Origin of the sequence: Streptomyces sp. NPDC005752 (assembly GCF_040630715.1) — a bacterium.
Classification (GTDB): Bacteria; Actinomycetota; Actinomycetes; order Streptomycetales; family Streptomycetaceae; genus Streptomyces.
Map to the genome: position 1 here is coordinate 1 of NZ_JBEXYB010000013.1, position 23,925 is coordinate 23,925.

Annotated in this window: 23 protein-coding genes; 17 read left to right on the top strand and 6 right to left on the bottom strand. The window is 70.9% G+C overall.

The window, feature by feature from the left end; genetic code table 11:
- Positions 1–268 precede the first annotated feature (268 nt).
- Positions 269–1,630, top strand: coding sequence for an NAD(P)/FAD-dependent oxidoreductase (locus ABZ441_RS13195; protein WP_358972053.1), 1,362 nt, complete (start codon positions 269–271; stop codon positions 1,628–1,630).
- Between the two features lie 84 nt (positions 1,631–1,714).
- On the opposite strand, the gene ABZ441_RS13200 is transcribed toward ABZ441_RS13195, so the two are convergent.
- Together ABZ441_RS13200 and ABZ441_RS13205 are read right to left on the bottom strand one after the other, a co-directional pair.
- A complete protein-coding gene (locus ABZ441_RS13200) occupies positions 1,715–3,250 on the bottom strand; it encodes an ATP-dependent DNA ligase (RefSeq protein ID WP_358972055.1) in 1,536 nt (511 codons plus the stop codon).
- A gap of 55 nt (positions 3,251–3,305) precedes the next feature.
- A complete protein-coding gene (locus ABZ441_RS13205; RefSeq protein WP_358972058.1) occupies positions 3,306–4,097 on the bottom strand; it encodes a metal-dependent hydrolase in 792 nt (263 codons plus the stop codon).
- 155 nt (positions 4,098–4,252) lie between these two features.
- On the opposite strand from ABZ441_RS13205, the gene ABZ441_RS13210 reads away from it, so the two are divergent.
- Positions 4,253–6,766 carry a DUF3516 domain-containing protein gene (locus ABZ441_RS13210; protein ID WP_358972061.1) on the top strand — a complete coding sequence of 838 codons (2,514 nt, stop codon included), beginning with the start codon at positions 4,253–4,255 and terminating at the stop codon, positions 6,764–6,766.
- A 34-nt stretch (positions 6,767–6,800) separates the two neighbouring features.
- On the top strand, positions 6,801–7,679 hold the full coding sequence (locus tag ABZ441_RS13215) for an acyl-CoA thioesterase II (RefSeq protein ID WP_358972064.1): 879 nt from the start codon (positions 6,801–6,803) through the stop codon (positions 7,677–7,679).
- Positions 7,680–7,693: 14 nt separating this feature from the next.
- Here ABZ441_RS13215 and ABZ441_RS13220 read toward each other — a convergent pair whose 3' ends face one another.
- Positions 7,694–7,924, bottom strand: coding sequence for a DUF6011 domain-containing protein (locus ABZ441_RS13220; protein WP_358972067.1), 231 nt, complete (start codon positions 7,922–7,924; stop codon positions 7,694–7,696).
- Positions 7,925–8,443: 519 nt separating this feature from the next.
- Between ABZ441_RS13220 and ABZ441_RS13225 the strand changes: the two genes are divergently transcribed.
- The 3 genes from ABZ441_RS13225 (at position 8,444) to ABZ441_RS13235 (ending at position 12,427) form a co-directional block, all read left to right on the top strand.
- Positions 8,444–9,403, top strand: a complete 960-nt coding sequence (locus tag ABZ441_RS13225; protein ID WP_358972070.1) for a DUF389 domain-containing protein — start codon at positions 8,444–8,446, stop codon at positions 9,401–9,403.
- 133 nt (positions 9,404–9,536) lie between these two features.
- Positions 9,537–11,015, top strand: coding sequence for a DUF2252 domain-containing protein (locus ABZ441_RS13230; protein ID WP_358972073.1), 1,479 nt, complete (start codon positions 9,537–9,539; stop codon positions 11,013–11,015).
- A gap of 80 nt (positions 11,016–11,095) precedes the next feature.
- Positions 11,096–12,427, top strand: coding sequence for a chloride channel protein (locus ABZ441_RS13235; RefSeq protein WP_358972076.1), 1,332 nt, complete (start codon positions 11,096–11,098; stop codon positions 12,425–12,427).
- Here the strand turns inward: ABZ441_RS13235 and ABZ441_RS13240 are convergent.
- A complete protein-coding gene (locus ABZ441_RS13240; protein ID WP_358972079.1) occupies positions 12,384–12,815 on the bottom strand; it encodes a hypothetical protein in 432 nt (143 codons plus the stop codon). The two genes, ABZ441_RS13235 and ABZ441_RS13240, sit on opposite strands and share 44 nt — an antisense overlap.
- 363 nt (positions 12,816–13,178) lie before the next feature.
- Here ABZ441_RS13240 and ABZ441_RS13245 point away from each other — a divergent pair, with 363 nt between their 5' ends.
- Positions 13,179–13,730 (top strand): GNAT family N-acetyltransferase, encoded by a 552-nt coding sequence (locus tag ABZ441_RS13245; protein WP_358972082.1) that lies wholly within the window; start codon positions 13,179–13,181, stop codon positions 13,728–13,730.
- A 31-nt stretch (positions 13,731–13,761) separates the two neighbouring features.
- Positions 13,762–14,253, top strand: coding sequence for a glutathione peroxidase (locus ABZ441_RS13250; protein ID WP_358972086.1), 492 nt, complete (start codon positions 13,762–13,764; stop codon positions 14,251–14,253).
- A 75-nt stretch (positions 14,254–14,328) separates the two neighbouring features.
- On the opposite strand, the gene ABZ441_RS13255 is transcribed toward ABZ441_RS13250, so the two are convergent.
- Positions 14,329–15,594 (bottom strand): acyl-CoA dehydrogenase family protein, encoded by a 1,266-nt coding sequence (locus ABZ441_RS13255; protein ID WP_358972089.1) that lies wholly within the window; start codon positions 15,592–15,594, stop codon positions 14,329–14,331.
- A 174-nt stretch (positions 15,595–15,768) separates the two neighbouring features.
- Here ABZ441_RS13255 and ABZ441_RS13260 point away from each other — a divergent pair, with 174 nt between their 5' ends.
- The gene (locus ABZ441_RS13260) at positions 15,769–16,419 is read left to right on the top strand and encodes a TetR family transcriptional regulator (protein WP_358972092.1); all 651 of its coding nucleotides are present in this window, start codon (positions 15,769–15,771) and stop codon (positions 16,417–16,419) included.
- Positions 16,420–16,469: 50 nt separating this feature from the next.
- Here ABZ441_RS13260 and def read toward each other — a convergent pair whose 3' ends face one another.
- Positions 16,470–17,024, bottom strand: a complete 555-nt coding sequence (gene def / locus ABZ441_RS13265; protein ID WP_205023280.1) for a peptide deformylase — start codon at positions 17,022–17,024, stop codon at positions 16,470–16,472.
- Positions 17,025–17,138: 114 nt separating this feature from the next.
- Between def and ABZ441_RS13270 the strand changes: the two genes are divergently transcribed.
- The 8 genes from ABZ441_RS13270 (at position 17,139) to ABZ441_RS13305 (ending at position 23,918) form a co-directional block, all read left to right on the top strand.
- On the top strand, positions 17,139–18,377 hold the full coding sequence (locus ABZ441_RS13270) for a MurT ligase domain-containing protein (RefSeq protein WP_031094061.1): 1,239 nt from the start codon (positions 17,139–17,141) through the stop codon (positions 18,375–18,377).
- 34 nt (positions 18,378–18,411) lie between these two features.
- Entirely contained in the window at positions 18,412–19,140 is a 729-nt protein-coding gene (locus ABZ441_RS13275; protein ID WP_358972097.1) for a glutamine amidotransferase, read from the top strand.
- A 192-nt stretch (positions 19,141–19,332) separates the two neighbouring features.
- Complete coding sequence (locus tag ABZ441_RS13280) at positions 19,333–20,358, top strand: 6-phosphofructokinase (RefSeq protein ID WP_358972101.1); 1,026 nt, start codon at positions 19,333–19,335, stop codon at positions 20,356–20,358.
- A gap of 111 nt (positions 20,359–20,469) precedes the next feature.
- Entirely contained in the window at positions 20,470–21,420 is a 951-nt protein-coding gene (locus ABZ441_RS13285; protein WP_358972103.1) for a cytochrome c oxidase assembly protein, read from the top strand.
- 67 nt (positions 21,421–21,487) lie between these two features.
- Entirely contained in the window at positions 21,488–21,646 is a 159-nt protein-coding gene (locus ABZ441_RS13290) for a hypothetical protein (RefSeq protein ID WP_107103313.1), read from the top strand.
- 172 nt (positions 21,647–21,818) lie between these two features.
- The gene (locus ABZ441_RS13295) at positions 21,819–22,073 is read left to right on the top strand and encodes an HU family DNA-binding protein (RefSeq protein WP_358972107.1); all 255 of its coding nucleotides are present in this window, start codon (positions 21,819–21,821) and stop codon (positions 22,071–22,073) included.
- A gap of 25 nt (positions 22,074–22,098) precedes the next feature.
- Positions 22,099–22,476, top strand: a complete 378-nt coding sequence (locus ABZ441_RS13300) for a polyketide cyclase/dehydrase (RefSeq protein ID WP_358972110.1) — start codon at positions 22,099–22,101, stop codon at positions 22,474–22,476.
- Between the two features lie 731 nt (positions 22,477–23,207).
- Positions 23,208–23,918 carry a lysophospholipid acyltransferase family protein gene (locus ABZ441_RS13305; protein WP_358972113.1) on the top strand — a complete coding sequence of 237 codons (711 nt, stop codon included), beginning with the start codon at positions 23,208–23,210 and terminating at the stop codon, positions 23,916–23,918.
- Positions 23,919–23,925: the final 7 nt, after the last annotated feature.

Consider the following 23,925-nt stretch of genomic DNA (forward strand, 5'->3'; position numbering starts at 1 on the left):
GGGCGTGCCTGCCCCGTCGCGCCCCCCCCGGGGGTCGGGGTGGTGCCCCCCCCCCCGGGCCGCGGGCGCCGCACGCGGACGCGGGGCACCGGCAGTGCGCCGGACGCGATGCCGTGAGTCGTGTCACCGCCCCGTCGCACAGAACATGTCACCACCCCGCCGCACAAGAGGCGAACCGGGCCCCCTCCGGTAAGGATGAGGGAGTGACTGGCCCCGGATACGGGGCAGGCGAGCGATGACCGCGTAAACCCGAGAAGGGACGCACACCGTGGCACGACCCAGGATTCTTGTTGTCGGCGCCGGCTTCGCGGGGGTGGAGTGCGTGCGCCGGCTGGAGCGCAGTCTCGCGCCCGGCGAGGCGGACATCGCGCTCGTCACCCCGTTCTCGTACCAGCTCTACCTGCCGCTGCTCCCGCAGGTCGCCTCCGGGGTGCTCACCCCCCAGTCGGTCGCCGTCTCCCTGCGGCGCAGTCGACGCCACCGCACCCGGATCGTGCCGGGCGGGGCGATCGGAGTGGACACGAAGGCGAAGGTCTGCGTGGTCCGCAAGATCACGGACGAGATCGTGAACGAGCCGTACGACTACATCGTGCTGGCCGCGGGCAGCGTCACCAGGACCTTCGACATCCCTGGGCTCGTCGAGAACGCCCGGGGCATGAAGACCCTGGCCGAGGCCGCCTACATCCGGGACCACGTCATCTCCCAGCTCGATCTGGCCGACGCCAGTCACGACGAGGAGGAGCGGGCGTCGCGGCTGCAGTTCGTGGTGGTGGGCGGCGGGTACGCCGGTACGGAGACGGCCGCGTGTCTGCAGCTGCTCACCAGCAACGCCGTCAAGCACTACCCCAGGCTGGACCCCAAGCTGATCAAGTGGCACCTGATCGACATCGCGCCCAAGCTCATGCCCGAGCTCGGTGACAAGCTCGGTCTCAGCGCCCTCGAGATCCTGCGCAAGCGCGGCATCGAGGTCTCGCTGGGCGTCTCCGTGGCGGAGGCGGGCCCGGACAAGGTGACCTTCACGGACGGCCGGGTACTGCCCTGCCGCACGCTGATCTGGACCGCGGGTGTCGCGGCGAGTCCGCTCGTCGCCACCCTCGACGCGGAAACGGTGCGCGGCCGGCTCGCCGTGACACCGGAGATGAGCCTTCCGGGCAGCGACGGGGTGTTCGCGCTCGGCGACGCGGCGGCGGTTCCGGACCTGGCCAAGGGGGACGGGGCGATCTGCCCGCCCACCGCTCAGCACGCGATGCGCCAGGGCCGCAAGCTGGCGGACAACATCATCGCGTCGCTGCGCGGCCGTCCACTGCAGCCGTACGTCCACAAGGACCTCGGCCTGGTCGTGGACCTCGGCGGCCGGGACGCCGTCTCCAAGCCGCTCGGGATCGAGCTGAGGGGCATGCCCGCGCAGGCGGCGGCGCGCGGCTACCACTGGGCGGCGCTGCGGACGAATGTCGCCAAGACCCGGGTCATGACCAACTGGCTGCTCAACGCGGTCGCCGGTGACGATTTCGTGCGCACGGGCTTCCAGGCCCGTAAGCAGGCCACCCTGCGCGACTTCGAGTACACCGACGCCTACCTCACGCCGGAGGAGATCCGCGCGCACACCGCCGGTGCCTCGGCCGACGGCTGAGCCGGCCGTCCCGGCCCCCTCCCCCGGCCTCCGCCGTGCGGGCGGGGGGCCGGCGTCGTTTCCGGCGCAGGGCCGTGCCGGGTGTCAGGTCCGGTGCGAGAGGACCGTGTCGACCGTGTCGGCGTCCCGGGCCCGCTTGTCCTCCCGGTAGCGCAGGACACGGGCGAACCGCAGCGTGACACCCGCCGGGTAGCGGGTGGAGCTCTGGAGCCCGTCGTAGGCGATCTCGACGACGAGTTCCGGGCGCACCGTCACCACGTGTCCGTCGTCGGCGGTGGCCAGCTCCCGGAGGCGTTCGGTCTGCCACAGGAGCATGGTGTCCGTGAGTCCCTTGAAGGTCTTGCCCAGCATCGCGAAGGTGCCGTCCTCCCGGCGTGCCCCCAGGTGCAGGTTGGAGAGCTTCCCGGTGCGTCGGCCGTGTCCCCATTCGGCGGCCAGCACCACGAGGTCCAGGGTGTGCACGGGCTTCACCTTCAGCCAGGAGGCACCCCGGCGGCCCGCACCGTACGCCGCGGTGACGCCCTTGACCACGACGCCCTCGTGCCCTCGGGCCAGCGTTTCCTCGGAGAACGCCACCGCGGCTTCGCGCTGCGACTCGTCCGAGGGGTCGTCCACGGCGAGGCGCCGTACCCGCATCGCTTCGGGCACCAGCTCGGCAAGCTCCTGATGGCGTTCGGAGAAGGGGAGGTCGAGGAGGTCACGGCCGTCCACGGACAGCACGTCGAAGAACACGGGGACCACCGGGACGGCGTCCGCCGCGGTGGCGACGTCGCGCCGGGACCCGACCCGGCCGGCCGTCTCCTGGAACGGCCGGGGCCTCCCGTCGTCGCCGAGCGCGATCACCTCGCCGTCGAGGATGAACCGGCCGGCGGGAAAGCCGGCCACGGCCGTGGCGAGTTCGGGCAGCCGGTCGGTGATGTCGTCGAGGGTGCGGGTGTGGACGCGCACCTGCGGCCCGTCCCGGTGCACCTGGACGCGGATGCCGTCCAGCTTCTCCTCGACGACGCAGGGCCCGAGCCGGTCGATCGCCTCGGTGACCGAGCGGGCGGTGTGGGCCAGCATGGGCTGGACCGGCCGGCCGACGGTGAGCCGGAAGGCCGCGAGGGCCCCGGGGCCCTCCGCGAGCAGCGTACGGGCGACAGGGGCCGCCGATCCGGCGAGCATGACGGCGCGGCGTACCTCCGCGCGGGGCGCTCCGGCCGCGTCGGCCAGGGCGTCGACGGCGAGGGCGTCGAGTGCCCCCTGGCGCACCTCCCCCGTGAGCAGTCCACGCAGGAAGTACTGTTCGTCCGCCGTGGCGGCGCCGAGCAGCCGCATCAGGCGCTCCTTGCGGGCGGACTGCGAGCCTGGGCCGGTCAGCGCGCCGATCGCCGTCAGCTCCGCGTCCGTCTCCGCCACCGTCAGCGTGGGCGCCTCGGCGGGCGTCACCGCGTGGCGCAGAGCGCTCCAACCGATCCCGAGCCGCCCCTGGGGGAGGCGGCCGGCGAGGTAGGGGATGACGACCGGGACATCGGCGGGCGCCGCGTCCCGGAAGAGCCCGGCGAGCAGGGCGGTCTTCCGGGTCCGGGCCGACGTCGCGGCGACCTCCAGGGACACGTGGGCGAGCCGGGCGAGCAACATGCAGTCATGGTGCTACGGCCACGGGCCCGCCGCCCCCCGGAACGGCCCGGGACGGTCAGATGATGTTGAGGGCGGCGGCGCCGCCCACTCCGCCGAGGACCATGAAGGCGGGCATCAGCACCTTCATCTCGACCCAGCTGCCCGCCCGGAAGCGCATGAACTTCGGCGGGCCGAGCGGGTACCACCGCTTGCGGCCCAACGGTATGGGCCAAAGGATCGGACAGCCGGAGACCGTGAGGGCGTCGCCGATGTCGTGGACGAGGGCTCCGAGGACGATGGGCAGCCCGAGCCACATGTACTCCTGGCCGGGGGCGGTGAACAGCCAGTCGGACCCGTTCCCCGACTGGTCCAGGACGCCTGCCAGGATCCACGCGCTGGTCGCGCCGAGCAGCCAGACCAGGACGTCGCTGGAGACGCGGGCCGCACGCCACAGCAGTCCCTCGACGGCGAGGACGAGGTGGACGAAGAGGATGGCCAGCACCGCCCACCGGCCGCCGGTGATCGCCGCCACGGAGCAGCCCGCACCGATCAGTACGGCCCACAGCCATGTGTGGGTGAGAGTGCGGTGGCCTCCGGTCCTGCGCGGGTCCCCGGCTCCCTTGGTCGCCTTGTAGACGGCGTAGGAGAGCTTGTCGACTATTTCGCAGAGGCCTTTGGAGACGGGGCCGAAGGCACGCGAGATCGTGGCCGACTTGTGGTCGAGGTCCGGGGCGAGCGCGGCCCCCGCGGTAATCAGGGCCCCCACGACGAGGACGGGCCAGGGCATCGCGTGACCCGCCGCGGCGGCCGCGGCACCCACCCCCAGCCAGGCCGCTGCCCCTGACAGTGAGTGTGCCGGTCCCATCATGGCTGTTCCCGCCCCCATCGTGATTCGGCCGTGTGTCAGGCCGGGCCGCCATGACCTGTGTGCGGCGGCCGAGTTGAGTGGGCAGCGTATCGTCCGTGATCTTCGCCGGGTCCTCCGGTTCCCTCATACGGGCAGGAGAGAGGCAAGATGGGGGCGTGACCCTTATCGATCAGCTCCCCCCGACCGCCGACCCGGACGCCCTCTTCGAGTCCTTCTCGTCATGGACCGAATCCCAGGGCATCACCCTCTATCCGGCTCAGGAGGAGGCGCTGATCGAGGTGGTCTCCGGGGCGAACGTGATCCTTTCCACCCCCACGGGCTCCGGCAAGAGCCTGGTCGCGGCGGGTGCGCACTTCACCGCACTGGCCCAGGACAAGGTCACGTTCTACACCGCGCCGATCAAGGCGCTGGTCTCGGAGAAGTTCTTCGACCTGTGCAAGCTCTTCGGCACGGAGAACGTCGGCATGCTGACCGGCGACGCCTCGGTCAACGCCGACGCCCCGGTCATCTGCTGCACCGCCGAGGTGCTGGCCTCGATCGCGCTGCGTGACGGCAGGTACGCCGACATCGGCCAGGTCGTGATGGACGAGTTCCACTTCTACGCGGAGCAGGACCGCGGCTGGGCCTGGCAGATCCCGATCCTGGAACTGCCGCAGGCCCAGTTCGTGCTGATGTCGGCGACGCTCGGCGACGTCGCGATGTTCGAGAAGGACCTGACGCGCCGCACCGGCCGTCCCACGTCCGTGGTGCGCTCCGCGACCCGGCCGGTGCCGCTGAGTTACGAGTACCGGCTGACGCCGATCACGGAGACGCTCACCGAGCTCCTGGACACCCGGCAGTCGCCCGTCTACATCGTGCACTTCACGCAGGCCGCGGCGGTGGAACGCGCGCAGTCGCTGATGAGCATCAACATGTGCACGAAGGAGGAGAAGGAGAAGATCGCCGATCTGATCGGCAGCTTCCGCTTCACCACCAAGTTCGGCCAGAACCTCTCCCGCTACGTACGGCACGGGATCGGGGTGCATCACGCGGGCATGCTCCCCAAGTACCGCCGGCTCGTGGAGAAGCTCGCACAGGCGGGCCTGCTGAAGGTCATCTGCGGGACGGACACGCTGGGCGTCGGCGTCAACGTGCCCATCCGGACCGTGCTGTTCACCGCCCTCACCAAGTACGACGGCACCCGCGTGCGCACGCTGCGCGCCCGCGAGTTCCACCAGATCGCGGGCCGCGCGGGCCGCGCCGGGTTCGACACAGCGGGCTTCGTCGTCGCGCAGGCCCCCGAGCACGTCATCGAGAACGAGAAGGCCGTCAAGAAGGCGGGCGACGACCCCAAGAAGAAGCGCAAGGTGGTCCGCAAGAAGGCCCCCGAGGGTTTCGTCGCCTGGTCGGAGACCACCTTCGACAAGCTGATCCAGTCCGATCCCGAGCCGCTGACCTCCCGCTTCCGGGTCACGCACACGATGCTGCTCTCGGTGATCGCGCGCCCGGGCAACGCTTTCGAGGCGATGCGGCATCTGCTCGAGGACAACCACGAGCCGCGCCGTGCCCAGCTGCGGCACATCCGCCGGGCCATCGCGATCTACCGCTCGCTGCTCGACGGCGGTGTCGTGGAGCAGCTCGACACGCCCGACGCGGAGGGCCGGATCGTGCGGCTCACCGTCGACCTCCAGCAGAACTTCGCGCTCAACCAGCCGCTGTCCACCTTCGCGCTGGCCACCTTCGACCTGCTGGACGCCGAATCGCCGTCCTACGCCCTGGACATGGTCTCCGTCGTCGAGTCGACGCTCGACGACCCGCGGCAGATCCTGGCCGCCCAGCAGAACAAGGCGCGGGGGGAGGCCGTCGGGCAGATGAAGGCGGACGGCGTCGAGTACGAGGAGCGGATGGAACGGCTCCAGGAGGTCACGTACCCGAAGCCGCTGAGCGAACTGCTCTGGCATGCCTACGACGTGTACCGCACGAGCCATCCGTGGGTGGGCGACCACCCGGTGTCGCCGAAGTCCGTGATCCGGGACATGTACGAACGGGCCATGACCTTTACCGAGTTCACCTCGAACTACGAGCTGGCCCGCACCGAGGGCATCGTCCTGCGGTATCTGGCGAGCGCCTACAAGGCACTTGAGCACACCATTCCCGACGACCTGAAGTCCGAGGACCTGGAGGATCTGATCGCCTGGCTCGGCGAGATGGTGCGTCAGGTGGACTCCAGCCTCCTGGACGAGTGGGAGCAGCTGGCCAACCCGGATGTGGAGACGGCCGAGCAGGCCCAGGAGCGGGCCGACGAGGTCAAGCCGGTCACGGCCAATGCCCGCGCCTTCCGGGTGCTGGTACGCAACGCGATGTTCCGCCGGGTGGAGCTGGCCGCTCTGGACCGGGTCCGCGACCTGGGCGAGCTGGACGCCGACGCGGGCTGGGACGAGGACGCGTGGGGCGAGGCCATGGACGACTACTGGGACGCGCACGAGGAGCTGGGCACGGGCCCGGACGCGCGCGGCCCGAAGCTGCTGAAGATCGACGAGGACCCCGAGCACGGTCTCTGGCGGGTGTGGCAGGCCTTCGCCGACCCGGCCGGCGACCACGACTGGGGAATTCGTGCGGAGGTCGATCTCGCGGCCTCCGACGAGGAGGGCCGGGCAGTCGTCCGGGTCACGGCCGTGGGCCAGCTGTGACGGTGTGCCGGCTCGAGGAGTGGAGAAGAACCGCATGACGACGAACCCCGCCGAGCGCCTGGTCGACCTGCTCGACCTGGAGCGGATCGAGGTCAACATCTTCCGTGGCCGCAGCCCCGAGGAGTCCCTGCAACGGGTATTCGGCGGTCAGGTGGCGGGCCAGGCACTGGTAGCGGCCGGCCGCACCACGGACGGGGACCGTCCGGTGCACTCGCTGCACGCCTACTTCCTGCGTCCGGGACGCCCGGGAGTCCCGATCGTGTACGACGTGGAGCGGGTGCGGGACGGCCGGTCCTTCACCACGCGCCGGGTCACGGCCGTGCAGCAGGGCCGGACGATCTTCAATCTGACGGCGTCCTTCCACCGCCCGGAGGAGGCCGGATTCGAGCACCAGTTGCCGCCGGCCCGTGTCGTGCCCGATCCGGACGACCTGCCGACGGTGGCCGACGAGGTGCGCGAGCACCTGGGCGGCCTGCCGGAGGCGCTGGAGCGGATGGCGCGCCGCCAGCCCTTCGACATCCGCTACGTCGACCGGCTGCGCTGGACGCAGGAGGAGATCAAGGACGCGGACCCGCGCAGCGCGGTGTGGATGCGCGCGGTCGGCCCTCTGGGCGACGACCCGCTCGTGCACACCTGCGCGCTGACGTACGCGAGCGACATGACCCTGCTGGACGCGGTACGGATCCCCGTCGAGCCGCTGTGGGGGCCGCGGGGCTTCGACATGGCGTCCCTGGACCACGCCATGTGGTTCCACCGGCCGTTCCGGGCGGACGAGTGGTTCCTGTACGACCAGGAGTCGCCGATCGCCACGGGCGGCCGCGGGCTGGCCCGGGGGCGGATCTACGACCGCCAGGGGCAGTTGCTGGTGTCCGTGGTCCAGGAGGGACTCTTCCGGCGCCTCGGCGGGGCGTAGCGCGCCGCCGCTGATCAGATGCCGGGCAGCGGGTCCTGGTCCACGTCGTGCCGGCGGGTCCGGATGTCCGGGCCCGCCGGGTGCAGCTTGGCGTCACAGGCGGGACCGAGCCCGGTGCGGCGCGACTCCGCACCGGTCAGGGGCCGTCCGCACAGGGCGCACCGCACCGGGCGGCGTGCCTCGCTGCGGCCGGCTTCCGGCTGCGGTCCGGGGAAGAGTCCGGGAAGGGGCTCGGGAGATTCCACGTACCGATCCTCTCAAGCCCGTACGACACACCACGAGGGCGAGCGGTGAGGATGGTGCTCCGCTGGAGTTCAGGTCGAAGGGCGACGCGGTGCATCTGCACGTGCCCGGGTACGACCTGCGGCTGGGCATGGCCCTGGTGGCTCTCCTGCGGACCATCGACAGCCCGCTGCTCGGCACGGAGTGGGACGACAGCGAGCAGTGACGTTCGGTCCCGCTGCCGGTCGAGTGCCCCGTCGCGGACCCGGACGGCTGCGATGAGGGACAGGTGCGTGAACGCCTGGGAAGCGGTGCCCAGTTGCACGACGGATCCCAGCTCTCCTGCGAAGAACCCGGCGCTGTCGCGCAGGTGGGCGTCCTCACCCCGAAACGGGCGCGCCCGCCTGCAGGTCGCCCGCCGGACCGTGCGCCCCTGTGGGAGGGTATCGGTCCATGACCGTCCAATCTCCTCCATACCCTCGCGAAAGCCACTGTCCTGGTAGCGTCTCCCGTCCGCTCCCCCGGCATCGCGGGGGTGGCGCGTGGACTTGATCCATGTCCGCGCCGTCAGCCCGCCGGACCTGACCGAGCGGGTCGAGGAGTTCCTCGCCGACGACCCGTACGTCCTGAACCTGACCGTGCGGCGGGGCGACGCCCGTAACCCCGACGGCGACTCCGTCGCGTGCGACATGCCGGCGGGGGCCGCGAACGAGGTGCTGCGCGGCCTGCGGGATCTCCGGCTCGACCTCCGCGGGTCCCTCGTCGTCGAGCAGGTCGACATGGCGTTCCCGGGGCCTGCCTCGGAGGCCGCGACCCGACGGCTCGGGGCGCTCGCCGGCGCGCCGGTGTGGGAGCAGGTGGAGGCTCGCATCCGGTCAGGGGGGAGGTACCCCCCGAGCTTCTACCTGTACCTGGTCATCGCGGGCCTGATCGGCTCGGTAGGCATCGTCACCAACTCCCAGATCCTCATCGTCGGAGCGATGGTCGTCGGCCCTGAGTACGGGGCGATCGTGGCCGTGGCCCTCGGGCTCGACAGAGGGGACCGCGGCATGGTCCACACCGGACTGTCGGCCCTCTGGAGGGGCTTTCTGCTGACGGTCGCGGTCACCTTCCTCTTCAGTCTGCTCATCCGCGGCTTCGGTCTGCAGTCGGATGCGTTCGACCGGGGGCTGCGGCCCGTCTCCAACCTGATCAACACCCCCAACTTCTTCTCCTTCGCCGTCGCGGCCCTGGCCGGTGTCGTCGGCATCGTGTCCCTCACGGAGGCCCGCACCAGCGCCCTGCTCGGGGTCTTCATCTCGGTGACGACCATCCCGGCGGCCGCGGCCCTCAGCGTCTCGACGGCCTTCGGCAGCTGGTCCGAGGCATGGGGCTCGCTCATCCAGCTCCTGGTCAACATCGCCGTGCTGATCGTGGTGGGTGCTCTCGCGCTGAGGTCCCAGCGGGCGATCTGGCGGCGCGTGGGCCGCAGACAGGCGGTTCGGAGCCGCGGACAGACCTGAGGTCCATGGCCACACCCTCGCCCTCGCCGGGAGAGGGGTACGTGACCAGGCCGAGCGGCCGGAACGGGGCCGGGCCGGGATGATGGGAGGCAGGGGTCGCCCGCACGCCTCGCACGCAGTCAGGAGGGCCGCCATGCCCCAGGAACGCACCTCGCCGCTCCGCGCCGTACCGGGTGCGACGCCCCAGGAGCGGGCCGCTCTCGGCAAAGAGGCCCGCCGACGGACCCCCAGGTCCAGCCACGACGCCTACGAGCCCCGCGCCGGCCGCCCCGATCCGCTGGCCCTCCTGGAGGCCCAGTCCGCGACCAGGGTGCGGGAGCTCGTTCCGATCCGGTACGGGCGGATGACGGAGTCACCGTTCCGCTTCTACCGCGGCGCCGCGGCGATCATGGCGTCCGACCTGTCCGGGACGCCTGACTCCGGGATCAGGGCCCAGCTGTGCGGCGACGCCCACCTGTTGAACTTCAGACTGCTCGCCTCGCCCGAGCGCCACCTGCTCTTCGACATCAACGACTTCGACGAGACGCTGCCGGGGCCCTGGGAATGGGACGTCAAGCGGCTGGCGGCGAGCCTCGTGACAGCCGGCCGCGCGAACGGTTTCTCGGACAAGGAGCGGGCCCGCGTCGTCCGGGCCACCGTGCGGTCGTACCGCGAGTCGATGATCGGGTTCGCGGACATGCGCAATCTCGAAGTCTGGTACACGAAGGTTGACGAGGACCGTCTCAGGGCCATGGCCGCCGGCAAGCTGGCGGCCGTGGGCCGTAAGCGTGTCGCCAGTGCGACGGCGAAGGCCCGTACCCGGGACAGCCTGCAGGCGTTCGCCGAACTCACCGAGGTGACCGACGGGCGGCTCCGCATCGCCCCGGACCCGCCTCTGATCGTTCCGCTCTCGGACCTGCTGCCCGACGAGGAACAGCGCGCGACCGGGAAACAGTTCCGAAAGCTCATCCGGGGTTACGCCCGCAGCCTCCCGTCCGACCGGCGCTCCCTGCTCGCGGACTTCCGGCCCGTGGACATGGCGCGAAAGGTCGTGGGCGTGGGGAGCGTCGGAACCCGCTGCTGGATCCTCCTCCTCCTGGGCCGGGACGGTGAGGATCCGCTCTTCCTCCAGGCCAAGGAGGCGGACACCTCGGTCCTGGCGTCCTACGCGGGGGAAAGTGCGTACCGGAACCAGGGCGAGCGCGTGGTTGCGGGCCAGCGGCTGATGCAGGCCGCGAGCGACATCTTCCTGGGCTGGGAACGGGTGGACGGGTTCGACGGAAAGCGCCGGGACTTCTACGTGCGGCAGCTGCGCGACTGGAAGGGCATCGCCGAACCCGAGCTGATGGTGCCGCGCGGCATGACAGCGTTCGGGGAGCTGTGCGGGACGACGCTGGCCCGGGCGCACGCACGGTCCGGCGACCGCATCGCCATCGCGGCCTATCTCGGCCACGGCGACGTGTTCGACCGGGCTCTGGCGACGTTCGCCGAGCGGTACGCCGACCAGAACGAGAGGGACCACCGGGCGCTCGTGGACGCGGTCGCCGCGGGCCGGCTCCCGGCAGCCGGGGAGGGCGAAGGGCAGAAGGATCGGATTCGCCACTCGCACACAGCGGGTACTCATCGGACATAACTGGACATCGTGGTATCACCGTGTGGACCCCGGCGGCCGACAGGCGCCCCGGCGGGACCCGACACGAGGAGACCATGACCATGGCGGCCGAACCGGCCGGAGCACCCGGCGCCGGGACCCCCGATCCGCTCTCGGTCATCCGCACCCGCGGGTACGCGGTACTTCTGGTCATGGTGGCGGCCCTCGGTGTCCCCATTTCCGCCGTGGCGTTCGGTTTCCTGGCGCTCGTCCACGAACTGCAGGACCTGACCTACACGAATCTCCCGCACGCGCTGGGCTTCGGCAGGACGCCGTCGTGGTGGCCGTTGCCGCTGCTCGCCGTGGCGGGCCTGCTGACCGCCCTGGTGATCCGCCACCTCCCGGGAACCGCCGGACACAAGCCTGCCGAGGGCTTCGTGAACACGGGGGCGCCGACAGCCGCGCAGTTGCCCGGCGTCGCGCTCGCCGCCCTGGCATCCCTCGGGCTCGGCGCGGTCCTCGGCCCCGAAGCCCCCCTCATCGCCCTCGGCGGCGGCCTGGCGGTGTACGCGGCGCGTCTGCTCAAGCCGGGCATCGCCCCGGACGCGAGTGCCATGGTGGCGGCGGCGGGGAGCTTCGCCGCCGTCAGCACCCTGCTGGGCTCTCCGCTCTTGGGCGCCTTCCTGCTGATGGAGGCGTCCGGTCTCGCCGGGATGATGCTCGGTGTCGCACTGGTTCCCGGGCTGCTGGCCTCGGGTATCGGATCGCTCATCTTCATCGGCCTGGGGTCGTGGACAGGCCTGGGGACGTACTCCCTGGCCCTCCCTCACGTGCCGCACACGCCCCAGCCCACCGTCGCCGAGTTCGGCTGGGCCATCGCCCTGGGAGCCGCCGCGGCCCTCGCGGGCACCGGCGTCAAGAGGCTCGCCCTGGCTTTGCAGGAGCAGGTCGAGCAGCGGCGGGTGACCGCGACCGTGATGGTGGGCCTCACCGTCGGCGTCCTCGCACTGCTCTACGCCGAGAGCACGGGCAGGAACGCGTCCGAGGTGCTGTACTCCGGCCAGGACGCCCTCGGCGGTCTGCTCGCCGAGGACGCCACGTACACGGTCGCCACGCTCATCGTGCTGATCGCCTGCAAGGCACTCGCCTATGCGGCGTCGTTGAGCGCCTTCCGGGGTGGCCCCATCTTCCCGTCGATGTTCCTGGGAGCGGCGGGCGGGCTGGCGCTCTCGCACCTGCCCGGTCTGAACGCCACCTCCGGTTTCGCGATGGGTATCGGAGCCATGTGCGTCGCCATGCTCAGACTGCCGATGACCTCGGTGCTGCTGGCCACGCTGCTCCTGGGGTCCGAGGGCATCACCGTCATGCCGCTCGTGATCGTCTCCGTGGTGGTCTCCTACGTCCTGGTGCTCAGGCTCGAGCGTCCTTCTGCGGCGAGCACAGCGCCCAGATGACGAAGATGTTGATCGCGATCAGGACGATGGACCAGAACGGGTAGTACGGGAGCCACAGGAAGTTGGCCACGACCAGGAGCCCCGCCAGCAGGACACCGACGGCTCGTGCCCACAGAGCCCCGGTGAAGAGCGCGCAGCCCGCCAGAACGACGACGATCCCGAGGATGAGGTGCACCCAGCCCCAGCCCGTCAGGCTGAACTTGAAGACGTAGTCGCTCGTGGTGACGAACAGGTCGTCCTTGGCTATGGCGGCGATGCCCTCGAGAACGGCCATGGCACCACCGAAGATCATCATGACCGCCGCGAAGACGATCCAGCCGGACGGAGCGGCCCTGCGCCCTGGGGCGGCGTCGTGACCCGTTCGCGTCCCACTCACACTTCCAGCCATCTCGGCCTCCCTGATTTTGCAGCCGATGCGGCATACACATGCCGGCATTGCGGCTTATGCGCTCTTTATCAGACTGGCACGCCCTCCCCCGGTCGGCATTCGGACCGCCCCGGGCCGTCCGGCTACGGGCGTATGGTCCGCACATACCGTGCCGGGAGCCCGGCGGGCCGGGCCGCCCGACGCTCGACGCAGAGACGGCCGGGCTCCGCGCCCGGGCCGCCGATGGAGGGCGGAGGCCCGGACCGGGCCGCCGTTCCCGGTACGGCCGCGCGGCAGCGGGTGTGGCGGCGAGCTGTCCGGATTCGTGCGCCGGCCCCGACGCACCGATGAACGCCCTGCCCCGACTGTGAAAGGACCTGCTACATGACCGAGATCGTCCCGGTGTCCGGCCCCGAACTGGTCACGTACGCCGATGAGCTCGCCGCTCTGCTCGTCGAGAGCGTGGAGGGCGGGGCCTCGGTGGGATTCCTGGCCCCGCTGGACCGGACCTCGGCCGCCACCTGGTGGCGGGAGCGGGCGGCCGCCGTGGAGGCGGGCAGCCAGCAGGTCTGGATCGCGCGGGACGACGAGCGGGTGGCCGGCACGATCGGCCTGGTGAAGGCGGCCCTGCCCAACGCCCGGCACCGCGCGGAGGTGGCCAAGCTGGTCGTCAGGCCCTCGGCGCGCGGACGGGGGATCGGGCGGGCGCTGCTGACCGCGCTGGAACGGTCGGCGGCCGCCGAGGGGCTGACCCTCCTGGTCCTGGACACCGAGACGGGGAGCGACGCCGAGCACCTCTACCTCGCGGCGGGCTGGAACCCGTGCGGCTCCGTCCCGGACTACGCGGCGGACCCGTACGGCACGCTCAGGGCGACCACGTTCTACTACAAGGCGCTCGGCCGCCGGAACGCCTCCGCGCAGGGGGCGTCACAATGAAGGCGACGCCACGCCACCGAGGAGATATCCCATGACACTGCACGACATCCCGCTCCGCACTCTGACCGGCGAACCGACCACGCTGGGAGCCTACGAGGGCTCGGCGGTCCTACTGGTGAACGTCGCTTCCAAGTGCGGGCTCACCCCGCAGTACGCCGGCCTGGAGCGGCTGCAGAAGGAGTACGGGGAGCGCGGTTTCACCGTTCTCGGGGTGCCCTGCAACCAGTTCGCGGGTCAGGAGCCGGGTACGGCGGAGGAGATCCAAACGTTCTGCTCGACGACGTACGGGGTCAGCTTCCCGCTGCTCGAGAAGATCGACGTCAACGGCGAGGACCGGCACCCGCTGTACACGGAGCTGACGAAGCTCGGCGACGCGGAGGGCGCGGCCGGTGACGTCCAGTGGAACTTCGAGAAGTTCCTGATCTCCCCGGCCGGTGAGCCCGTCGCCCGGATCCGCCCCCGCACCGAACCGGAGGCGCCCGAGGTCCTGGCGGCCATCGAGGCGAACCTGCCGCAGAAGTAGGCGGACGGCAAGGCGGGGCGGGGCAGGGCCGTGTCCGGCCCCGCCCCGCCTTGCCGCGACCGGGTCGGGCACCGCCTAGCGGATCGGCATCCCCGACAGGGTCCGGGCGATCACCAGGCGCTGGATCTCGCTCGTACCCTCGAAGATGGTGTAGATCGCGGCGTCCCGGTGCATGCGCTCGACGGGGTACTCACGGGTGAAGCCGTTGCCACCGAGGATCTGCACCGCCTGCGCGGTGACCGTCTTGGCGGTCTCGCTCGCGTAGAGCTTCGACATCGAGCCCTCGGCCGCCGTGAACGGCTTGCCCGCGCTCGCCATCCAGGAGGCACGCCAGACGAGCAGCCGCGCCGCGTCGATCTGCGTACGCATGTCGGCCAGCTGGAAGGCGACGCCCTGGTTGTCGATGATCGGGCGGCCGAACTGGGTCCGGGTCTTCGCGTAGTCGAGCGCGACCTCGTAGGCGGCGCGGGCCGTACCGACCGCCATGGCGCCGACGGCGGGGCGGGACGCCTCGAAGGTCGCCATCGCCGCGTTCTTGACCCTCCCCCAGCCTCCGGCCGGGGGGACCCCCATCTCACTCCGTTCGCCATCCGTCCTGGCACGCTCACGGGCCCGGGCGAGGCGCTCGTCGAGCTTCTCCTTGCCGCCGAGCAGGCAGTGGCCGGGGATGCGGACGTCCTCGAGGACGACCTCGGCCGTGTGCGAGGCGCGGATGCCGTGCTTCTTGAACTTCTGCCCCTGCGAGAGGCCGGGGGTGGCAGGCGGGACGATGAAGGAGGCGTGCCCCTTCGAACCGAGCTCCGGGTCGACGACGGCGACGACGACGTGGACGTTGGCGATACCGCCGTTCGTCGCCCAGGTCTTGGTGCCGTTGAGCACCCATTCGTCCTTGGCCTCGTCGTACACCGCGCGGGTACGCATCGAGGCCACGTCCGAGCCCGCGTCCGGCTCCGAGGAGCAGAAGGCGGCGACCTTCACGTCGGCGGCGTCCCCGTACATCTGGGGGATCCAGGTACCGATCTGCTCCTCGGTGCCGTTGGCGAGGACGCCGACGGCGGCCAGACCCGTGCCGACGATCGAGAGGGCGATACCGGCGTCACCCCAGAAGAGCTCCTCCATGGCCATGGGGATGCCGAGGCCCGTAGGGTCGAAGAACTGCTGGGCATAGAAGTCGAGGGAGTAGATGCCCACCTTGGCCGCTTCCTGGATGACGGGCCAGGGCGTTTCCTCACGCTCGTCCCACTCCGAAGCGGCCGGCCGGATCACATCGGCGGCGAAACCGTGCAGCCAGTCACGGACCTGCTTCTGGTCGTCGTTGAGCTCGAGCGTGAACTCGGCCATGATTCCCTCCATGCACTTCCGGATCCATCTGTTACCAGCGGTAACACCAGTGTGTTACCAGCAAGTAGCTTCTGTCAACCGGTCAGCTGCGGATCCATGGGTGGCAGACCAGGGTGTTACGTTGCCCGGGCGTGACGAGATCGCTGGACAGCCGGGCGGGGCGGGAGAAACGACATGGAGACCACACGAGGGGCGGAACGGCAGCGCACGGCGGCCGAACGCCGTCGACGGGAGCTGCTCGAAGCCGCGGACCGAGTGGTGCTCAGGGACGGCCCGCAGGCGTCGATGAACGCCATCGCCGCGGAGGCCGGGATCACCAAACCCATCCTCTACCGGCACTTCGGCGACAAGGGTGGCCTCTACCGCGCGCTCGGCAAGCGCCACACCGACGCGCTGCTGAGCGCCCTGCGGGCCGCGCTCGACGCCCCGTCCGAGCGGCGCGAGCGGGTCGAGGCGACCCTGGACACCTACCTCGCGGCGATCGAGGCCCGCCCGCAGGTCTACCGCTTCCTGATGCACCCGTCCGACGACGCGGCCCCCTCCCCCGAGCAGGGCTTCGACGTCGGCCGGCATTCGGCCCCGCTGCTGCGCCGCCTGGGCGAGGAGCTGGGCAAGGTGATCGTCGAACGGGTCGATCTCGGACCGGAGAGCGAGCAGATGGCCCGCATCTGGGGCCACGGCATCGTCGGCATGATGCACGCGGCCGGGGACTGGTGGCTGGGCGACCGGCCGTGCTCGCGCGAACAGCTGGTACGCAGCCTCGCCGACCTGCTGTGGGGCAGGCTGGCGGAGGCCGGCGACCTGCCCGGCGGCAAGGGGTTCTGAGCGGCCGCCCGGGACTCGGTCCTCGGCGTCCGGGGGTTCCGGGGCCGTTGTCAGCCTGACACCGCCGTACGGCCCCACGGCGAGCGCCGCACGGCGCGCAGCGCCCTGGCGCGGCGCAGCCCCGTGAGCCGGTCGGTGTAGACCCTGCCGTCGAGATGGTCGCACTCGTGCTGCAGGCAGCGGGCGAACCAGCCGGTGCCGGTGATCCGCACCGGCTCGCCGGTGACCGTCCGGCCCTCCACCACGGCGTGGTCGAAACGCGGGGTGCCGGCTTCGAGCCCGGGAAGGGACAGACAGCCCTCCGGTCCGCGTACGGTGATCCCGTGCGCCTCGACGAGTACGGGATTGACGAGATGGCCCAGGTGCCGGACCTCGTCGTCGTCGGGACAGTCGTAGACGAACACCTTGAGCGGCACGCCGATCTGGTTCGCGGCGAGCCCCACACCGTTCGCGGCGTACATGGTGGCGAACATGTCCTCGACCAGCCGGGCGAGCGACGGCCCGAAGTCGGTGACGTCGTCGCACGGGCGGTGGAGCGCCGGGGCACCGAACAGGCTCATGGCACGAACGCGTCCGGAACTGCCGGGGATCGGGCGGTTTCGCATGGGGAGAAGCGTACGTTCCACGTGACCTCCACGTTCCCCGTGGTGCCGAGGTGCGGTCGTCGCGCCGGACATCGATAGGCTGGGCGCGGACTTACGCAAGGAGGATCTAGGACGATGGCAGGCAACACGGAGCCGTTGTCGCCGCGGGCCAAGCTCGCCGTGACGGCGGGCAAAGCCGCGGCGGCGGTGTCGCGCGCTGCGGGGCGCGGCAGCGGATCGGTGATCGGCGGCCGGGTGGCGCTCAAGCTCGACCCCGACCTGCTCGGGCGGCTGGCGCAGCACCTGGACGTGATCCTCGTGTCCGCGACGAACGGCAAGACGACGACCACCCGGCTGATCGCGGAGGCGCTGACGGCCGCGGGACCCGTCGTGTCGAACGCGCTCGGGGCCAACATGCCGGCGGGGATCACCTCCGCCCTGGCAGGCGGCTCGGACGCGCGGTACGGCGTGATCGAGGTCGACGAGAAGTACCTCGCGGGTGTGGCACGCGACACGACGCCGAAGGTGATCGCGCTGCTCAACCTCTCCCGCGACCAGTTGGACCGCGCGGCGGAGACCCGGATGCTGGCGGAGAAGTGGCGTGAGGGCCTCTCGGGCTCCAAGGCCGTGATCGTGGCCAACGCCGACGACCCGCTCATCGTCTGGGCCGCTTCCTCCTCGCCCAACGTGGTGTGGGTCGCGGCGGGGCAGGCGTGGAAGGACGACGCCTGGTCCTGCCCGTCCTGCGGCGGTGTGATGCAGCGCCCCGGTGACGACTGGTTCTGCGGCGAGTGCGGTTTCCGCCGCCCCGCCCCGAGCTGGGCGCTGAACGGTGACTACGTCCTGGACCCGCACGGTTCCGCGTGGCCGATCCACCTCCAGCTGCCGGGCCGGGCCAACAAGGCCAACGCCACGAGCTCGGCCGCCGTGGCGGCCGTCTTCGGTGTGCCGCCGCAGGTCGCCCTGGAGCGCATGTACCAGGTGCAGGCCGTGGCGGGCCGCTACGACGTCGTCACCTTCCTCGGCCGTGAACTCCGGCTCCTGCTGGCGAAGAACCCGGCGGGCTGGCTCGAGACGTTCTCCCTGATCGACCCGCCGCCCACCCCGGTCATCCTCTCGGTGAACGCGCGCGGCGCCGACGGCACGGACACCTCCTGGCTGTGGGACGTCGACTACACCCAGCTCTACGGCCACCCGATCTTCGTGCTCGGTGACCGCAAGCTGGACCTCGCGGTCCGTCTCGAAGTGGCCGGGCTGGACTTCCGCGTCTGCGAGACCCTGGACGAGGCCGTCCAGATGGCCCCGCCCGGGCGCATCGAGGTCATCGCCAACTACACCGCCTTCCAGGATCTGCGCCGTCGTGTCGGCAACTGACCCCCGCGCGGGCAACCCCCGGAGAGGACGAAGCATGAGCAACAACAGCCTGCGGCTGGTGTGGGTCTACCCCGACCTCCTCAGCACCTACGGCGACCAGGGCAACGCCCTGGTGGTGGAGCGCCGGGCGCGTCAGCGCGGTCTCGACGTGTCGCGCGTGGACGTGCGCAGTGACCAGCCCATCCCGACGTCGGGCGACATCTATCTGATCGGCGGCGGTGAGGACCGGCCGCAGCGGCTCGCCTCGGAGCGGCTGCGGCGGGACGGCGGACTGAACAGGGCCGCGTCGAACGGCGCGATCATCTTCTCCGTCTGCGCGGGTTACCAGATCCTCGGCCACGAGTTCATCAACGACCTCGGCGAGCGCGAGCCCGGTCTCGGGCTGCTCGACGTCGTCTCGACCCGGGGTGAGGGTGCCCGGTGCGTCGGCGACGTGCTCGGGGACATCGACCCGAATCTGGGTCTGCCCCCGCTGACGGGGTTCGAGAACCACCAGGGCATCACCCACCTCGGTCCGGCGGCGCGCCCCTTCGCCCGGGTACGGCTCGGCCGGGGCAACGGCACGGGTGACGGCACGGAGGGCGCGTACAACGACACCGTGTTCGGCACCTACATGCACGGGCCGGTCCTGGCACGGAACCCGCTGATCGCGGACCTCCTGCTGAAGCTGGCGCTCGACGTGAACGCGCTGCCGCCGAGCGACGACCGCTGGTACGAGGCGCTGCGCGCCGAGCGGATCGCCGCGGCGACCCAGCCGGCCTGACGCAGTTCCCACGTGGACCGGCCCCTCCCCGGAGGGGCCGGTCCACACGTGTGTGGCCGGGGTGTACATCCGGTGGACGTCCAGCAGTCGGACAGTGGGTTCGGTCCGGACACCCCGCGCCGGTAGGGTGGCGGGGATCCAACCGGACGACGTGGTCCGGCGTCGGCCCACGTTGCAAAGGTTTCCCGGGCAATGCGAATTGGTGTGCTCACCTCCGGCGGCGACTGCCCCGGCCTCAACGCCGTCATCCGTTCCGTCGTGCACCGCGCGGTGGTCGACCACGGCGACGAGGTCATCGGCTTCCACGACGGGTGGAAGGGCCTCCTCGAGTGCGACTACCGCAAGCTCGACCTCGACGCGGTCGGCGGCATCCTCGCCCGCGGCGGCACGATCCTCGGCTCCTCCCGCGTGCAGCCCGCGCATCTGCGTGACGGCGTGGAGCGGGCGAAGGGCCATGTCGCGGACCTGGGCCTGGACGCGATCATCCCGATCGGCGGCGAAGGCACGCTGAAGGCCGCCAATCTCCTCTCCGAGGCGGGCCTTCCCATCGTCGGTGTGCCCAAGACCATCGACAACGACATCGCGTCCACCGACGTGACCTTCGGTTTCGACACGGCCGTCGGAGTGGCCACCGAGGCTCTGGACCGGCTGAAGACGACGGCCGAGTCGCACCAGCGCGTGCTGATCGTCGAGGTCATGGGGCGGCACACCGGCTGGATCGCACTGCACTCGGGCATGGCGGCCGGCGCGCACGCCATCGTCGTACCGGAGCGGCCCTTCGACATCGACGAGCTGACGGAACTGGTCGGCCGGCGCTTCTCGGACGGCAAGAAGTTCGCGATCGTGGTCGTGGCGGAGGGCGCGAAGCCCCGGGAGGGCTCCATGGAGTTCAGCCAGGGCAAGAAGGACATCTACGGCCACGAGCGCTTCGCCGGCATGGCGACGCGGCTCTCCGGTGAGCTGGAGCAGCGCCTCGGCAAGGAGGCCCGCCCGGTGATCCTCGGCCACGTGCAGCGCGGCGGCACCCCCACCGCCTACGACCGTGTCCTCGCCACCCGCTTCGGCTGGCACGCGGTGGAGGCCGCTCACCGCGGTGAGTTCGGCATGATGACGGCGCTGCGCGGCACCGACATCACGATGGTCCCGCTGGCGGCGGCCGTGGAGACCCTGAAGACGGTCCCCGCCGAGCGTTACGCCGAGGCTCAGGTCGTGCTCTGACCGTCCCGACGCCCCGTGAACCGCCCCCGGCCGCATCCGCGGCCGGGGGCGGTTCTAGTCTGGACCGGACAACCGGCACGAAACGGGGACGTCCCCAGCGGGAGTGAACAGATGGATCACAGCGGGCACGGCACGAACATGGATCTGCCGCCGTTCACGCTGGGACGTGGGCTGGAGTTCTCCGCGGACCCCTTCTTCCTGATCGGCTGCCTCGTCGCACTCGCCCTGTACGGCTACGGGGTCGTGCGACTGCGTCGCCGGGGCGACGGCTGGCCGGTGAACCGGACGGTGTTCTTCGTCATCGGCGTGCTGTCCATCGCCCTGGTGATGTGCACGGGACTCAACGACTACGGCATGGTCATGTTCAGCGTGCACATGGTGCAGCACATGGTGATCAGCATGGTGTCGCCGATCCTGCTGCTGCTCGGCGCCCCGGTGACGCTGGCGCTGCGGGCGCTGCCGGTGGCGGGGCGGGGCCGCACGGGTCCGCGCGAGCTGCTGCTCAAGCTGCTGCACAGCCGCTACATGAAGATCATCACGCATCCCGTGTTCACGATCCCGCTCTTCATCGCGAGCCTGTACGGGCTCTACTTCACTCCGCTGTTCGACTTCCTGATGGGGTCGAAGACGGGGCACATCGCGATGATGGTGCACTTCCTGGCGGTCGGCCTGGTGTTCTTCTGGCCGATCATGGGCGTCGACCCCGGCCCGCACCGGCCCGGTTACGTGATGCGGATGCTGGAGCTCTTCGCGGGCATGCCGTTCCACGCGTTCTTCGGGATCGCGCTGATGATGGCGAGCCAGCCGATGGTGAAGGCGTACGAGAACCCTCCGGCCTCGCTCGGCCTCGACGCCCTGTCCGACCAGTCCGCGGCCGGCGGCATCGCCTGGGCGTTCAGCGAGATCCCGTCCGTGCTGGTACTGATCGCGCTGGTCTTCCAGTGGTACCGCTCCGAGCAGCGGACGGCCAAGCGCTCCGACCGTGCCGCCGACCGGGACGGTGACCAGGAACTGAAGGCGTACAACGCCTATCTCGCCTCATTGCAGGCGCGCGGACGGTAGCGGTGGGCACGTCTGAGGGGTGACCATGGCTTCAACGGCCGTGCGGCCGGGTGAGGAGCGTGTGCTCATGCCTGGATCCACGAAGACCATGGGAGTGCTCACCGTCGGCGCGCTGGTCGCGGTGACGGCGTACACGGTGGCCCTGGGGAGCAATGGCTGGCTCTGGTTCGGCTGGGTGGTCCTCGGCCTCGCCACTCTGGGGATGCTCGCCACCCGCGACACCTGAGGCACGAGCCCCGGCAGGACGTTCCGGACGGTTCCCCACCGCGGGCGGGGCCGTCCGTCCGCCGCGGTGCGGGGACGCCCCCTCGGTGGCACCCTGAGGGCATTGTGTGGCGGACCACGGGCCGCGGGCCGTGTCCGTCGCGCTCCATCGTCGGCGGAAGAGGGTGCTGCGCATGGACAGGTCAGGATTGGTCGAGGCGATCGGGCGGAAGACCGCGGACGGTGGCGAACTGCCGGCCGAGCAGATCGGCCGGGTCGTCGACGCCGTGTTCGGCACGGTCGCGGAGGCAGGCGCCATCGCCGAGGCGCTCAAGGCGGGCAGGACGGTCACGCTGGTGGGCTTCGGCAGCTTCCACACCGTCGGCGGCGAGGCCGCGCTGCGGCCGGGCAAGGCCCTCAACGAGTTCGTGCACGACCAGGCCGGCTGATCCGGGTACCGGGCCGATGGCTGTCATGACGCTTCGCGCCGAAGGGCGCGCGTCGGCCGAGGACGTGTGGCTGCGTTACGTCACCCCGGCGCGCTGGCCGTCGTGGTCGCCGCAGATCAGGGCGGTGCGCGTCGACGATGACCGGATCGTGCCGGGCACCCGGGGTGAGATCGTCTCCCTGTTCGGTGTCACGGCGGCCTTCGCCGTCGAGTCCGTGGACGAGGAACGGTGGCGGTGGACGTGGCGGGTTCGCGTCGGACCGGTGCGTATGCGCCTGTTCCACGAGGTCCTGCGCCGGCCGGGCGGATCGGCCACGACGCTCCGGATCGAGGGGCCCGCCGTCGCTCTCGCCGCCTACGCGGGACCGGCACGGTGGGCACTGGGGCGCCTGGTGCGGGGGTGACGGCCCGGGGACGACCGGGGACGGGGGCCACGTGAGAGCCGACGCGTCTGCTGTGCCGCGCCCGTCGACAGGTCACGCAGCTCCGCGTCCGCCCAGTAGTTCACGGGCGCGAGACCGCCGCGGCCGCTCCGGTCGGGGATACGGCCGACGTGCTTCACGGTGCGCACCGCGATCACCTGCCCGGTGATGCGCGGCTGATGGCCGCCGAGCCGGGCTCTCCAGGCGGGCCTCCCTGTTGTGGACGTCGACCGGATCGCGCTTGGCACAGGCCGAGGATGAGGTTGCCGTGGCCGGCCCGGCTGATCGCCCTGGGCGCCCTCTGCGGCTTCGACCTGCCCCTGGGCCCGGGTGCGGACATCCACCGGAACCGACCGCGAGAGGGAGAAGCGCGGGAGGGGCAGGATGCTGAAGGGGCTTCCGGGGCAGGGCTCTTCCATGGCCCGTTGCCGGGCCTCGGCGATCCCGGTTCCGTGCGACTTCCCGGTAGCAAGCGAATCAGGGCTACGATCGATCACCGCGGAGGGACGCCGGGGTTCGTACGGACCATCGACTGATGGCCCATCAGCTGAGGCGACGAGAAGCGGGTACCCGTTCCGGAGGGGCCGGGCCGCGGCGGGCGGCGCCATGGAGCCGGCCAAGAGCAACAACACCATGCGTGACCTGGCAGAACGCGGCGACCGGACCGGTCCGGAAGACTCACCGGCCCGGTCCGGAAGACGAGGAGAGAAGCTGTGTTCTATTACGTCCTGAAGCATGTCGTGCTGGGCCCCTTGCTGCGGCTGACGTTCCGGCCACGCATCGAGGGACTGGAGCACATTCCGGACGACGGCGCGGCCATCGTCGCCGGGAACCACCTCTCCTTCTCCGACCACTTCCTGATGCCCGCGATCCTCAAGCGCCGCATCACGTTTCTCGCCAAGGCCGAGTACTTCACCGGCCCCGGCATCAAGGGCAAGCTGACCGCCGCGTTCTTCCACAGCATCGGTCAGATTCCGGTGGACCGGTCCGGCAAGGAAGCAGGACAGGCGGCGATCCGTGAAGGGCTGGGGGTGCTGAGCAAGGGAGAACTGCTGGGCATCTATCCGGAAGGCACCCGCTCGCACGACGGGCGGCTGTACAAGGGCAAGGTCGGGGTCGCGGTGATGGCCATCAGGGCAGGGGTCCCGGTCATCCCCTGTGCGATGGTCGGCACCTTCGAGATCCAGCCGCCCGGGCAGAAGATGCCGAAGGTGAAGCGGGTCACGATCCGGTTCGGGGAGCCGCTCGACTTCTCCCGATACGCCGGCCTGGAGGACCAGAAGGCGGCGATCCGGGCGGTGACGGACGAGATCATGTACGCCATCCTGAACCTCTCCGGCCAGGAGTACGTCGACGAGTACGCGGTCAAGGCCAAGGCCGCGCAGGCCGAGGAGTCCAGGAAGTACCCGCGCCGCTCGCGCTGAGCGGGGA